The sequence below is a fragment of the Clavibacter davisi genome, assembly GCF_052751415.1.
Map to the genome: position 1 here is coordinate 479246 of NZ_CP199882.1, position 13361 is coordinate 492606.

10 protein-coding genes are annotated in these 13361 nt (G+C 75.3%); 2 read left to right on the forward strand and 8 right to left on the reverse strand.

Annotation, left to right across the window (positions count from 1 at the left end):
* Nucleotides 1-162: 162 nt before the first annotated feature.
* From ACU4ZT_RS02350 to ACU4ZT_RS02360, 3 genes are all read right to left on the reverse strand, one after another.
* Nucleotides 163-969, reverse strand: a complete 807-nt coding sequence (locus ACU4ZT_RS02350) for a hypothetical protein (protein ID WP_063072494.1) — start codon at nt 967-969, stop codon at nt 163-165.
* A gap of 342 nt (nt 970-1311) precedes the next feature.
* Complete coding sequence (locus ACU4ZT_RS02355; protein ID WP_445337783.1) at nt 1312-4104, reverse strand: hypothetical protein; 2793 nt, start codon at nt 4102-4104, stop codon at nt 1312-1314.
* Complete coding sequence (locus ACU4ZT_RS02360) at nt 4101-6110, reverse strand: S53 family peptidase (RefSeq protein WP_445337784.1); 2010 nt, start codon at nt 6108-6110, stop codon at nt 4101-4103. Before ACU4ZT_RS02360 ends, ACU4ZT_RS02355 begins: the two co-directional genes overlap by 4 nt.
* 211 nt (nt 6111-6321) lie before the next feature.
* On the opposite strand from ACU4ZT_RS02360, the gene ACU4ZT_RS02365 reads away from it, so the two are divergent.
* Complete coding sequence (locus ACU4ZT_RS02365; protein WP_445337785.1) at nt 6322-7050, forward strand: TetR family transcriptional regulator; 729 nt, start codon at nt 6322-6324, stop codon at nt 7048-7050.
* Between the two features lie 65 nt (nt 7051-7115).
* Here the strand turns inward: ACU4ZT_RS02365 and ACU4ZT_RS02370 are convergent, their stop codons facing one another.
* The 3 genes from ACU4ZT_RS02370 to ACU4ZT_RS02380 form a co-directional block, all read right to left on the reverse strand.
* Nucleotides 7116-9293, reverse strand: coding sequence for a phosphocholine-specific phospholipase C (locus ACU4ZT_RS02370; RefSeq protein WP_063072491.1), 2178 nt, complete (start codon nt 9291-9293; stop codon nt 7116-7118).
* 296 nt (nt 9294-9589) lie between these two features.
* Nucleotides 9590-10222, reverse strand: a complete 633-nt coding sequence (locus tag ACU4ZT_RS02375) for an alpha-ketoglutarate-dependent dioxygenase AlkB (protein WP_445337786.1) — start codon at nt 10220-10222, stop codon at nt 9590-9592.
* A 63-nt stretch (nt 10223-10285) separates the two neighbouring features.
* On the reverse strand, nt 10286-10966 hold the full coding sequence (locus ACU4ZT_RS02380) for a Pr6Pr family membrane protein (protein ID WP_445337787.1): 681 nt from the start codon (nt 10964-10966) through the stop codon (nt 10286-10288).
* A gap of 77 nt (nt 10967-11043) precedes the next feature.
* Between ACU4ZT_RS02380 and ACU4ZT_RS02385 the strand changes: the two genes are divergently transcribed.
* The gene (locus tag ACU4ZT_RS02385; RefSeq protein WP_063072488.1) at nt 11044-12093 is read left to right on the forward strand and encodes a lipoate-protein ligase LplAB; all 1050 of its coding nucleotides are present in this window, start codon (nt 11044-11046) and stop codon (nt 12091-12093) included.
* Between the two features lie 277 nt (nt 12094-12370).
* Here ACU4ZT_RS02385 and ACU4ZT_RS02390 read toward each other — a convergent pair whose 3' ends face one another.
* Both ACU4ZT_RS02390 and ACU4ZT_RS02395 read right to left on the reverse strand, forming a co-directional pair.
* On the reverse strand, nt 12371-12655 hold the full coding sequence (locus tag ACU4ZT_RS02390; protein ID WP_063072487.1) for a GNAT family N-acetyltransferase: 285 nt from the start codon (nt 12653-12655) through the stop codon (nt 12371-12373).
* Nucleotides 12656-12718: 63 nt separating this feature from the next.
* Nucleotides 12719-13294 carry a hypothetical protein gene (locus ACU4ZT_RS02395; protein WP_445337788.1) on the reverse strand — a complete coding sequence of 192 codons (576 nt, stop codon included), beginning with the start codon at nt 13292-13294 and terminating at the stop codon, nt 12719-12721.
* Nucleotides 13295-13361 lie beyond the last annotated feature (67 nt).

Here is a 13361-nt window from a genome sequence, read left to right on the forward strand (position 1 = left end):
CGCCCGGCGGACCGATGGCCGAAGCCGCCCACGGACGTGCTGCTGCTGCTGCGCGGGTGACGCATGTGGCACGACGCGGGACGCCGGGAGGGGACTCCCGACGGCCCGCGTCGCCACGTGCCGCGGCCGGCGAGCGGCCGCGCGCGGATCAGCGTCGGATCGTCACCCGCAGTAGCTGTCGTACTGGGTGTCGGGGAACACGACCCACATCCCGTCGTTTCCGCAGCGCGTGCCCAGGATGAACGCGACGAGCCCGGTCATGAAGCCGCCGACGAAGGCGCATCCGATCGGTCCGGTGATGGCGCAGAGGGAGCCCGCGGTCAGCGCGCCGATCGTGGAGACGGCGGTCTTCATGACGATCGCCGAGATGTGGAACTTGATGTGCGGGTGCGAGACGGCGTGCCAGAAGGAGCGCCAGCTGTCCGAGGCGACCAGCGGGTTCGCGGCGGGGGCCGCGCCGGGGTGCGCGGGGTCGAGGGTGGCGGTGCCATGCCCACCCGCGGCCATCGTGAGCCTCCCGGCGGCGTCGGCGCCGAGCTCGATCGACGTCGGCTGGGCGTCGGGGCGCTCGAGGCGGATCTGGGCGACCTGCGCGCGGATCTCCGTCACGAGCCGCGCGTGCTCGGCGGGCAGGGAGGCGGCGGGCAGCGCGGCCGCGGATCCCGAGTTGACCTCGGCGGCGTCGGCGAGCTGGTCGACCGTGATGCGCCCGGATCGGACGTCCTGGTCGACGGTCCCGGCGCGGACGGCTGCGGGGATCGCCGGCGCGATGACGGGGTGCGTGGCCGACGACGCGAGCGTCGCGGCATCGGCCGGGACGATCCCGGTCGGCACGATCCCCGTCGAGTACACGGAGACGACCGCGACCGCGAGGAGAGTGAGCAGGACGCCACGGCGGATCGGCCGCGGGCGGTGGTGGGGGGATGACGGGTTCATCCCGGTGGACGGGTGGACGGTGGTGCTGGACATCGCTGCCTCCGGATGTGCGGGTGGGTGGGAGGACCCCGCCGGGCAGCGTGCTCTCGTCTCGCCGACCGGAGTGGAATCCGGTCGGAAAGATATTCCCGTTTTTTCTCCTAACACATTTCCATGTACATAACCGCTGATTTCTTACGCTTTCTCCGCGCATGTGCGGAGGCATTTCCTCCATCGTCGGCGACGGTGCGGGACGGGGCCTGCGGCGACAGCGTGCGGCGGGTGCGGACACGGCTCCGCCCTCCGCTCCGCGTGGGCGGAGGGAGGGCGGAGGGAGGGCGGAGCGGGGGTGGAGCGCGCGGCGTCCGGCCGGAGCGCGTGTCCGGCCGGACCCGATCAGGCGCGCGTCGGGCGGCTCGTCGTCGGCGCGCGGCGGCGGCGTCGGGCCTCGAGCGCGCCCGCGGATCCGACGACCAGCAGCAGCGCCGCGAGGGCGAGCGTCGCCGCGGGCGAGGACCCGGTGCGCGGCAGCGAGCCGCGGAGGCTCGCGGCCGAGCTCGCGCCGGAGGTGCCGACCGGGCTGGAGCCGTCCGCCGACAGGGCGCCGGGGGAGGCGGTGCCCGCGGTGGCGGTGCCGGATCCGGGCGTCGTGCCCGTCCCGGAGCCGCTGCCGGCGCCCGGGTCCGACCCCGAGCCGCCGGCGTCGGCCACCGCGGCCGTCGTGACCACGGCCGCGGACACGTCCGCGTCGAGGCCGGACGCGTCGACCAGGTGGAGACCCGTGACCGTGCGGGACGCGCCCGTGGTCACGTCCTCCGCGAGCGCCGCGGATCCGCCGTCGGGCAGCGCGAACCGCGTGCCCGGGGCGATGTCGCCGGCCGCGAGCGAGGCGCCGGCGATGCTGCCGCCGTCGCTCGAGACGCGCACGGTGCCGCCGTCGACCTGCACCCGCAGGCCCCGGATCGCGACCGCCGTGCGGCTGCCCGGGTAGAGCGCGATGTCGTCGAGGGAGGCGCTGCCGGATCCGCCGCTCGAGGCGAGGTGGATGCCCGTCGCGCGGATCTGCCCCGCGGCGCCGTCCCCGGCGGTGGCGCCCGGGTCGGTCGCGGTCGCCTCCGAGGCGCTGAGCGCGGCCGGGGCCGCGGCGGCCGCGTCGTCCGGCCGCGCCACCGGCGTCGCCGCCACGGCGCTCGGCCCGGTCGCCCGGATCCCGTACGCCGACCAGCCGGCCGGCGCCGTGTCCGGCACGATCGTGACGGGCGTCGGCGACGGATCCGGCACGGGCGTCGACCCGCTGCCCGCCGCCACCGTCACGACGCCCAGGCGCACCTCGGGGAAGCGCCCGGTGAGGTCGCGGTAGTGCAGCGCGGTGAGGGTCACCGTGCCGTCCTTCGCGACCGACCGCTCGCCGAACCGCACCTCGACGCGCGGGGTGCCGTGCTCGTCCACGCCCGTGTACAGGTCGGTGGTCGTGTCGATCCACACGCCGTTCACGAAGACCGCGCTGCCCGGATCCGCGAACGACACGGTCATCGCGCCGGCGGCCGAGACGGCCGCGTGGAGGCCGGCGACCCGGAGGGCCGGCCAGCGGTAGTCGGCGAGCGGATCCGTCGCGGCGCCCGGCACCTGCCGGAACCCGCCCACGTCGACCGTGGCGGTGCCCGCGGCGGAGCCCGTGCCGAGGTCGACGGCGACGGCCGACGCGGTGTCGGGATCCGTCCCCGTGCCGGTCGCGGCGGCAGCCGTGGCGTGCGGCGCGGCGACGGTCGCGGCCGGCTGCGGCGCGACGAGCGCCGTGCCGTCGGCCGCCGTGACGCCGACGCCGTACGCGCCGACGACCTGCCCGGCCGCGGGCGGCACGACGACCGTGCCGAGGCGGACGTCCGGGTGGGCGCCCGTAAGGTCGCGGTAGTGCACGCCGGTGACCGTGACGGTGCCGTCGGCCGCCGTCTCGTGCTCGCCGAACGCGACGGTGACGCGGGGCGCGCCCTTCTCGTCGACGCCCGTGTAGAGGTCGGTGGTGGTGTCGATCCAGCGGCCGTCCACGAAGACCGCGCTGCCGGGATCCGTGAACTCCGTCGCGACCTCGCCCGTGGGCGTGACCGTGACGGTGAGCCCGTAGACCCGGAACGCCGTCCAGCGGTACTGGGCGAGCGGGTCGCCGGGGGCGCCCGGCAGCTGCTCGAACGAGCCGACGCCGATCGTGGTGGTGCCGTCCGCGCCGGTCTCGACGCGCGTGGAGGAGGCGTGCTCGGCGGATCCGTCCGTCGCGGCGAGCGCGTCGGCGGTGGACCTGCGGTCGAGGCCCTCGACGCGCGGCTGCCCGTCGATCACGCGCGTGCCGTCGGGGGCGGTGACGGTGACGCCCGTCGCGACGCGGCCGGGGGCGGGTGCGGGGGCGGGATCCGGCGCCGGGGTCGGCCCGGGCGCGGGCGTCGGGTCCGGGTCGGGAGCCGGAGCGGGCGCGGGCGTCGGCGAGGCCGACGGCGTCGGGACGGGCACGGCGGCGGCCGCCTGGCACGTCACGGATCCGGCGCGCACGCGCCAGATCTCCGAGGCCCCGCCCTCCGCCTCCACGTCGATGCCGAGCGTGGTCGCGGACCCGTCGTCGCCCTTCGCGGTGGATCCCACGATGACGCGGGTCGCGCCGTAGACCGACGCCGGCAGGTCGCGCGACCAGCCGGGCGTCGCGTCCGCCTCGGCGGTCACGTCCGCGCCGCCGATCGTCAGCCGGTCGAGGTGCACGGCGGGCGTGCCGCCGGGCGTGCACGACACGGTGAGGCCGGAGAAGACGATCGCCGGCCGGTCGCGGAGCTGGAACCGGCCGCTCGCGATGCTGCTGGACGCGCCCGTGGGGCCGGCCGTGGAGCGGAGCCCGGTCGTCTGCGTCGTGTTGAGCTTCATCACGTCGCCGGTGGATGCGGCCTCCCGCGCCACCGCCTGGCCCGCCGACCACTCGGCGAGCGGTGTCGGCGCCGTGAGCGTGTCGCCGTCGATGTCGATGACCTCCACGCCCGAGGCGCGCGCGAGCACGACGTCGGCCGCGTGCGCCGCCAGGGGCGCGAGCCCGCCGAGGGCGAGGAGCGCCGCGAGGGCGGTGGCGCCGGTCGCGCCGAGGATCCCGAGGGATCCGCGCGCGCCGAGCCGCCGCGTCGTCGGGAGCGAGGCCCGGACCGCAGCCCGGCTCATCGTCCCGCCTCCGCGCCGAGGCCGTCGATGAACGCGCGGCCCGCGGGCACGCCGGCCCCGGTCACGTCGTCCCAGCCGGGCGCGGAGCGGAGCCCCTGCCTCCCGGTGTCCCACAGGAAGAGCGTCTCGGGCCACAGCGCTCCCGCCGACGGCCCCTTCGGGGACCACGTGGCGGCGGACGAGGGCTGCACGTCGCGCAGCGCGCCCGTGCCCATCAGCGCGTAGAGCGCGGGGCTCGCGAGGCCGAAGCGCCGGCCGGTGACGGCCTTGGAGATCGCGACCATGGAGGCGACCATCGGCGTCGCGAGGCTCGTGCCGCCGTGCGCCGCGTACTCGGTGCGGCCCTGATGCGGGCCGTAGGTGATGAAGCCCGTGTCCGGGTCGCCGAGCGAGGCCACGTCCGGCAGCAGCCTGCCGGTGCCCGCCACCGCGAGCCGGTCGGCCTGCCAGGTGGGTCGCGCGTACACCGCGGACTGGCCGCCGCCCGCGCCGAACGCGAAGCCCGGCGGGATCAGGGCGCCGTTGCGCGCGAAGCGGGTCTCGGTCTCCCAGCCCGCCTCGACGGCGATCGAGCCGTCCTGGGCGAGGCCGGTGCTGGTCGCGCCGACCGCCGTGACGTAGGGGCTGGACGCGGGCGACGCCACGGTGGCGTTCCCGCCGTGGTCGCCGACGCCGCTGTAGTCGCCGTCGTTGCCGGTGGACGCGAAGACCGACACGTCGCGCGACGCCGCCTCCACGAGCACGCGGTTGAGGAGCTCGCGGTCGTCGGCCGTGTCGAGGCCCTCCATCGCGCCGAAGGACAGGCTGATCACGTCGGGCCCGTCCTCCGCCGCGTCGAGGATCCGCGTGTAGAGGCTCGTGCTGGTGCAGTCGTCGGCGCCCCAGTAGGAGACGGCCGCGTCGGGCGCCATCGCGTGGACGGCCTGCACGTCGAGGTGCTGCTCGTCGGTCCACGCCGTGGGTCCGCCGCAGATGCCGGTGCGCGGCGAGGCGGACGGGTGGTCGCGGTACTGGCCGGCCGTGAAGACCGGCTCGCCGACCGTGCGGGAGTAGGTGTCGGTGTCGGCCTTCGTGTCGGGGTCGTCGTAGGCCGCGACGATCGCGATGGTCGCGCCGGCGCCCCGGTCCTCGGCGGGCACGTCGTCGACGCGCCGGAGCTGCGCCGGGCCGTAGCCGCACAGCGAGTTGGAGCGGTGGGCCACGGCGACGGATGCGGGCCACGCGTCGGTGAGGCGCTGGCCCCACCACGCGGCGCACGTGCCGTCGTCGGCGGAGGAGGCGGGGGATCCGCCGGACGCCTGGCCGGGGATCGGCGCGGGGATCGGGGTCGCGGCGGCGGGCGCCTCCGCGGTGTCGGCCGCGAGCGCGGCGTCCGACTCCGCGTCGGACGGCATCAGCACGTCGCCCTGCACGGTGCCGGCGACGCCGCGCACGGCGTCGAGGGCCGCGGGGACGGCGAGGGTCCGCTCCGGTGCGACGACCTCCCGGCCGCCGACGCGGAACCGGGCGAACCCGGTGTCGAAGGCCCGCGACGCGAGCGCGAGCGTGCCGGAGACGGGCAGCGCGGAGACCTCGCCGCGCGCGTCGCCCACGTCGAGGCCGCGGTCGCGCAGCCACGCGGCGACGGCCGGCGCGGCGTCGGGTCGGGCCGGATCCAGCAGCACCGTGAAGGCGGCCGTCGCGTCCGCGGGCGCGTCGCCCAGTCGGACGGCGGGGACGGCGGCGGACCACGAGGGTGCGGAGCCCTCGAGCGCGCGGAGTCCGGAGGCGGCGCGCTCGGCGGCCGGATCGGACGCGGCGGACGCGGATCCGGTGCCCGCGAGCGCGGTCGCGACGAGCGCGGCGACGGCCGCCAGGGCGACGATGCCCGTGCCGAGGGCGACGGACCGGGCGCGCGCGGGCAGCGGGCGGCGGCGGGCGAGGGCCAGGATCCGGCCCGCGGTGGGCGGGCGTTCGGCGGGCCCGCGGGCCTCGACGGGTGGGAGGGACGAGGGACGAGAGGGCATGCGGGATCCAGCTTCGATTCAAGGGGGTCTGCGCGAGGGCGCGTGCGGATGCTATCCCTCCGTGAGAACCGTTCTCACCACCTGTGGAGGGCGGCGTCCGGAGGCCCTCGCCGCCGATCCCGGCGGCACCCGTTCACAGGGGCGTCGGCGTCCCGCGGCTCCGGCTGCGTAGACTCCCTCCCACCCGAGCCGGGGCAGACGGGAGCGTGACATGAATCGACGGCAGCAGGCGGTGTCCCGGGCCCGACGCGAGATCGTCGAGGCGGCGGGAGGCCTGTTCGCGGCCCACGGCTACGAGGGCACGTCGTTCTCCCGCGTCGCCGAGGCCATGGGGAAGCCCAAGTCGGCCATCGGCTACCACCTCTTCGCGTCCAAGGAGAGCCTCGCGGGCGCCGTGGTCGAGGATCAGGAGGACCGCTGGCTCCGCATCGAGGCCGCGCTCGACGGCTCGGGTGCGCTGTCCGACCTCGTCGTCTTCCTCCTCACCGCCGGCCGCACCGTGGAGGTCTGCCCGGTCGCCGCCGGCGCCGTCCGCCTCCTGCAGGACATGCCGCGCCTCGGCCTCGCGGTGGAGCGGCGCTTCGACGTGTGGCGCTTCACGCGGGAGCACCTGGAGGCGGAGCTCGCCGCCCGGGATCTCCCCGTCCCGGATCTCGACCACACCGTCGACGTGCTGCTCAGCGCCACGTTCGGCGTGCTCTCGTACCGGTCGCCGCGTCCGGCGGCGGGCGACCAGGTGGATCGGCTGCGCGCCCTCTGGGTCCCGCTGCTCACCCACCTGGGATTCGCCGACGCCGACGCCGTGGTGCTCGCCGCCCGACCGCTCGACCCGGAGCGGGTGGAGGAGGGCCGCCCGGATCCGTCCGTGGCGCACCTCGGCCCCGCGAGCGCCGTCGGACGCCCGGCCGCCACGGTGGACGAGGACCGCGCCCGCGCCTGACGCGGCCCGCACGACGACGCCGGCCGGTCCCTCGGGGCCGGCCGGCGTCGTCGTGCGTCGCCGCGCTACTCCACGCGACCCGCGTACCGGTACCGGAAGCCGTCGCCCGCGGTGACCACCACGTCGTAGTAGCCCCACTCGTCCACCGGCCAGTTCACGGTCGTGCTCCGGCCCGGCTTCACGGTCTCGTGGCGCTCGCGCGTGAGGAAGTCGTTCGCCGTCAGCGTGTAGTGCACCGAGGGCGTCCCGTCGTTCGCGAGCGTGAGCCGCAGCACGGGCTTGCCGCCGGGGATCGTCTCGACCGAGACCCGGGGCACGGGCACGTCGTCCTTCCCGGCCGCGACCACGGTGCCGGCGAAGCGGCGCAGGAACCGGTCGGGCCCGTAGAGGCTGAAGTCGTAGGCCCCCGCGTGCGCCGATGCGTCCCACGTGTACGCCGCCGTCCCGCGCGGCGCCACCGTGAACGGCGTCGACGCGAACGGCAGCGCGATGTTCGGGAACACCTGGTGGGAGACGCCCTGCCGTCCGCCGTTGCGCATCGTCATCGTGACCCGGCCGCTCGCCCGGTCCACCGCCACGTCCGCGTCCTGCCGGTAGGGGAGCGGGCGGTGGCGCATGGTGCCGTCCTCCTGCACGGGCATCCGCTGCGCGCCCACGGCGGGCTCCTGCACCGGCGGCTTCGCCATGTCGGCGTCGGCGGCGGCGACGAGCGCCTGCGTGGCGCTCAGGGGCAGCACCTCGGCGGCCGACGGGATCGAGAAGTCGGGGTGCGCGAAGTCGAAGCACGAGGTGAGGTCGCCCGAGATCGTGCGCCGCCAGTCGGAGATGTTGGGCTCGTGCACGCCCGTCCACGTCTCGAGGAAGCGGATCACCGAGGTGTGGTCGAACACCTGCGAGTCGACCCAGCCGCCGCGGCTCCACGGCGACACGACCGTCAGCGGCACGCGCGTGCCGTAGCCGATGGGCAGGCCGTCCACGTACTCGTCGGCTGTGCCTGGCTCGGCGAGCGGCGGCAGCTGGTGGTCGAAGTAGCCGTCGTTCTCGTCGTAGTTGATGAGGAGGACGGTGCGCGCCCAGGTGTCCGGGTTGCTCATGAGCGCCTGGATCACCGCGTTCGTGTAGTGCGCGCCGTAGTCCGGGCTCGCCTTCGGATGCTCGCTCCAGCCGTAGGGCGCGACCACGTACGACACGGCGGGCAGCGTGCCGGCGGCGGCGTCGCGCCCGAACTCGCTGAGGAGGTGCGTGACGTCGAGGCCCTTGCCGGAGTCGGGCTTCCACCCGTCGTGCAGGCCGCCGGCCTCCGCGAGCGCGCGCGTGGCCGGATCCGACGACGCGAGCGCCTCGTGGTACCGGTGGAAGAGCCACAGCGGGTTGTCGCCGTAGTCGCCCACGTAGGGGTGCGTGCCCTCGTCGCCGACCTCGTCGTTCGCGTACGTCTTCCAGCTGATCCCGGCCTGCTGCAGGCGCTCGGGGTACGTCGTCCAGCTGAAGACCGGCGCGTAGTCGTCCGGGTTGTCGATGGCGGGGCCGCCGGCCGTGCCGCGGGGGTCGATCGTGCCGGTCCACTGGAAGAGGCGGTTCGGCGTCGTCGGTCCGATGAGGGAGCAGTGGTAGTGGTCCGCGATCGTGAAGGCGGACGCCAGGGCGTGGTGGAAGGGGAGGTCGTCCTTCGTGAAGTAGCCCATGGTCTGCTCGCTCTTGGCGACGACCCAGTTGTCCCACGCGCCCTTGTTCCAGGCCGCGTGCCCGCCCTTCCAGGAGTGGTCGAGGCCGCCGGCGCCCTGCGCGTTGTAGCGCGACGAGTCGAGCGGGAAGGGCAGCATCCGGCCGCCGTCGGGGCGGGTCGCGTCGGGCTGCGCGAAGACGGTGCCGCCGCCCGGGAGCTCGACGGCCTGCTTGTCGCCGAAGCCGCGGACGCCCGGGAGCGTGCCGAAGTAGTGGTCGAACGAGCGGTTCTCCTGCATGAGGATCACCACGTGCTCGACGTCGCGGATGCTGTGCGTGAGCCCGCGACGGGTGGCGGCGGCCGCGGCGGTGGCGCTCGCGGTGCCGGATCCGGCGACGGATCCCGCGGCGACGCCCGCCATGATCGCGGCGGCGCCGCCCATGAGGACGGTTCGGCGGCTGACGCCCGGGCGGACGGCGCCGCGGTACGGGCGCGAGGGGTCGAGCGGGGGAGCGGCGTCGACGCCGGCCTCGAGGTCGACGTCCGGGGCGTGCTCTTCGGGCTTGGAGGTGCTCACGGTGGCTGTCTCTCTTCCTGGATCGTGCCGGGCGATGCGGGCGGGGATCCCGCGGAGCGGCGACGCGGAGGGCGCACGCCGTCGCGGCGTTCCGCGGGGCGCGTGCTCGGCTCGACGCGGGGGATCCGGGCGGGTCGCGCCCGGGAGCGTCGATGCCAGGCGCGATCCTCCCCGTCCGAGGGGAACAGCGGGTCGCTCGACGCGACTTCCGGCGGAAGACCTCCTGAACAGCGGGAGCGTTCCCGATGCGGCCGCGTCCCGTCTCGGGATCCGCGGCGCCGTCGGGCGGCGTGCCCCTAGACGGGCCAGACCGGCCGGAACTGGATGCTGATCCGCGGCCCCACCGCCTTCGCCGTCTTGAGGATGGCGTGCTCGTGCGTGCGTTGCGCGCTGCCGCCCATGACCACGAGGTCGCCGTGCCCGAGCGGGAACCGCCGCACCTCACCGCCGCCCTTGGGTCGCAGCGAGAGCGTGCGCGCCGCCCCGACCGAGACGATGGCGACCATCGTGTCGCGGTCGATGGCGCGCCCCACCCGGTCGCCGTGCCACGCGACGCTGTCGTCGCCCGTGCGGTAGAAGCAGAGCCCGGCGGTCTCGAGCACCTGCCCGGGCGGGCGGCCGTAGTGGTCGTTGAGGGCGTCGCGCGCCTCGACCAGCACGGGCGCGGGCAGCGTGGCCCGCGGGCCGAACCACGAGAGCAGGCGCGGCACCTCGACGACGCGGCCGTGCATGAGCCGCGTGTCGGCCGTCCACTCGACGTCCTCCACGAGGCGCTCGAACAGCGCGTCCGAGTCGGTGACCCAGCCGGGCCGGATGTCGAGCCAGGCGCCCTGCCCGAGGTCGAGCCGCTCGACCTCCCGGCCGAGCGCGCCGAGGCCCGGCTCCGCCTGGAGGTCGTCGAAGAGGGAGGCCTGGAACGCGATGCTCATGGCGCGAGCATAGCCCGGATGTTCGAACGCATGTTCGAATCGGCCGAGCCCGGCGGGGGCGCTTCAGGCCGGCCGGGCGGGGGAGGAGCGGCGGCCGGCGGCGATCAGCAGCAGCGCCAGCCCGCAGATGAACGCCGCGATCACGACGACCCAGACGGCCACGGTGCCGTAGCCGCCCGCGCCCGTGGCGGGATCCAGGAACGGGTACGGGTAGTACGTCGCCGCGCCCGTCACCTCGTTGCCGGTGAACGGCCCCCGGGCGAGCGTGACGCCGACCCAGACGAGCGGGAACACCACGACCCGGCCGACCGCGCCGTAGCCGAGCGGCCGCCGATCCGGCGCGAGCAGCCAGTCGAGCAGCACCAGCGCGGGCACCACCACGTGCAGCACCTCGTTCGACCACGGCAGCGAGGCGCCGGGGATCGTGGGCAGCCCGCGCAGCAGCAGGTTGTAGACGACCCCGGTGGTCACCATGCACGTCGTCGCGACGAGCCGGAGCACGGTCCAGCCGCGACCGGGCAGGGGCGCGCGACGCAGCAGCCGCACGGCGCCCACCGCCATCACGACGCCCGCGAGCAGGTTCGACTCGATCGTGAAGTAGAGGAGGAAGTCGAGCGTCTTCCCCTCGATCCCCTCGACGCCGACGCTCCGCCAGTAGGCCGAGCTCACGACGTACTGGCTGACGACGGCGACGAGCACGGCGAGGGCGGTGAGGAGGCGGACGACCGCCCAGGTGATGCGCACGTCCCACCGTCCCACATCGGCGTGCCCGCGGCGATTCCGGGCCGAGCGCCGGGTCCTCCGCGGCCTAGGCTGGCGGGATGCATGGTGAGTACAAGGTCCCCGGCGGCAAGCTCGTCGTGGTCGACCTCGACGTGACCGACGGCCGCATCTCGGACTTCCGTCTCGCGGGCGACTTCTTCCTCGAGCCCGACGACGCGCTCGAGGCCATCGACCGGGCCGTCGACGGCCTCCCGGAGGACAGCGACGCGGCCGCGATCGCCGCCGCCATCCGTCGCGCGCTCCCGCCGCAGGCCGTGCTGCTCGGCTTCTCGCCCGAGGCCGTCGCCGTCGCGATCCGCCGGTCGCTGGCCCGCGCCACGAACTGGGGCGACTACGAGTGGGAGGTCATCCACGACCGCGCCTACCGGCCTGTCGAGCAGATGGCGCTCGACCAGGTGCTCGCCGAGGAGGTCGGCGCCGGTCGCCGGAACCCGACGCTCCGCATCTGGGAGTGGGATCAGCCGGCCGTCGTCATCGGCAGCTTCCAGTCGCTCCGCAACGAGGTCGACGCCGAGCAGGCCGCGGCCCACGGCTTCGACGTCGTGCGCCGCGTCTCCGGCGGCGGCGCGATGTACATGGAGGCGGGCGCCGTCATCACGTACTCGATCTACGCGCCCGTCGACCTCGTGCAGGGCATGACCTTCGCGGACTCCTACGCCTACCTCGACGAGTGGGTCATCACCGCGCTCCGCTCCCTCGGGATCGACGCGTCGTACCAGCCGCTCAACGACATCACGAGCCCCACCGGCAAGATCGGCGGCGCCGCCCAGAAGAGGCTCGGCGCCGGCGCCGTGCTCCACCACGTCACCATGAGCTACGACATGGACGGCGAGAAGATGGTGCAGGTGCTCCGCATCGGCCGCGAGAAGATCAGCGACAAGGGCATCACGAGCGCCGCCAAGCGCGTGGACCCGCTCCGCAGCCAGACGGGCATGAGCCGCGCCGACATCATCGACCGGATGAAGACCACCTTCACCGGCCTCTACGGCGGCAAGCCCGGCGAGGTGACGCCCGAGGAGTGGGCGAAGACCCGCCAGCTGGTGGAGGAGAAGTTCTCCACGCCGGAGTGGCTGACGCGCGTCCCCTGACCGGCGTCGCGCGCTGCCCGCTGTCCACCCCGCGAACCGCGGATGTCCGCTCGGCGACGCGATGCGCTCCCCCGGACGAGGGACGCCTAGTGTCCTGCTGTCGGCCTTCCGGCCCCTCGGGGCCGAGCGTCGGCAGCGGCACGACCGAACCGCCTCGAGCGGCTGCGCTCGACTGCCGCGGGCGGCTCCGTGACGGCTCGATCCCATCGCGGAGCGGTCTCGCGGGGCGCGGCGACGCGCCCCGCGGGCAGCCCGGCCCGGGCCCGGCGGACCCGCCTCAGCCGCGCTCGAGGAGCTCCCGGTAGTCGGGGTGCTCGTCGATCCACTCCGCCACGAAGGGGCACGCGGCCACGACCGTGCGTGATCCGCCGCGCACGTCGTCGAGGGCGGCCCGCACCAGCTCGCCTCCGAGGCCGCCCCGCCGCTTCGCGGGGTCGATCTCGGTGTGGGTGAAGACGATGCGGTCGCCCTGGATCAGGTAGTCCGCGAAGCCCGCGCGCTCGCCGTCGAGCCACAGCGTGTAGCGCGAGCCGTCGGGGTCGTGGGTCACGTCGACGCTCATCACCCCACCCTATGCGCGGATGCGCGCCCCTCCGGGGGAGGGACGCGCATCGCAGGGGGTGGATCAGTCGTGGCAGTAGCTGGGCGTGTCGCCGAAGTAGAACTTGAACTTCTGGTCGCCGGGGCACGGCGGGTGGTGCTTCACCCACTCGGTGACGGCGGCGATCGCGATCACGCCGAGGAAGCAGAGGAAGGGGCCGATCTTGGCGATCGCGCAGAACCTGACCGTGGCACCGGCGCCCCCGCTGGCGGTGATGATCGGCCACGCGTCCTTGCTGATGTCGACCCACGGTCCGTGCCTGTCCCAGCCGGCCGACTTCGCGCTCGCGCCGAGCGCGTGCGGGTCCTTCACTCCCGGGTCGGTCGGGGTGAGCGTGGTGCTCGTGCCGCCGCTCGTCGTGACCGCGGCGGCGGTGGCGGTGATGGCCGCTCCCGCTCGGGCCTCGGCCGCCGTGACGTGCGCGGTCGCGGCCGCGCTGGCGGGGTGGCTCTCGGCTGCCTGGGCCGGCATGGAGCAGCCGATCACCACGGCGAGTGCCGTGGTGATGGCGATGGCGAGCGCGGCGACGTGCTGGTGCGCGCGTCCGATCCGTCCGCGGTCGTTCCTGGTGCGAGATGGTGCTGAGGTGATGCGTGTCATCGGTGCCTCCTCGGTGGATGTCCTTCGTGGCGGTGCACGCGGCGTCGGTCGCCGCTTCCATGAGGAT

Coding starts and splice junctions, on each gene's coding strand:
- ACU4ZT_RS02350 (WP_063072494.1), bottom strand. CDS start 969: ATGTCCAGCACCACCGTCCACCCGTCCACCGGGATGAACCCGTCATCC.
- ACU4ZT_RS02355 (WP_445337783.1), bottom strand. CDS start 4,104: ATGAGCCGGGCTGCGGTCCGGGCCTCGCTCCCGACGACGCGGCGGCTC.
- ACU4ZT_RS02390 (WP_063072487.1), bottom strand. CDS start 12,655: ATGAGCGTCGACGTGACCCACGACCCCGACGGCTCGCGCTACACGCTG.
- ACU4ZT_RS02365 (WP_445337785.1), top strand. CDS start 6,322: ATGAATCGACGGCAGCAGGCGGTGTCCCGGGCCCGACGCGAGATCGTC.
- ACU4ZT_RS02375 (WP_445337786.1), bottom strand. CDS start 10,222: ATGAGCATCGCGTTCCAGGCCTCCCTCTTCGACGACCTCCAGGCGGAG.
- ACU4ZT_RS02360 (WP_445337784.1), bottom strand. CDS start 6,110: ATGCCCTCTCGTCCCTCGTCCCTCCCACCCGTCGAGGCCCGCGGGCCC.
- ACU4ZT_RS02385 (WP_063072488.1), top strand. CDS start 11,044: ATGCATGGTGAGTACAAGGTCCCCGGCGGCAAGCTCGTCGTGGTCGAC.
- ACU4ZT_RS02395 (WP_445337788.1), bottom strand. CDS start 13,294: ATGACACGCATCACCTCAGCACCATCTCGCACCAGGAACGACCGCGGA.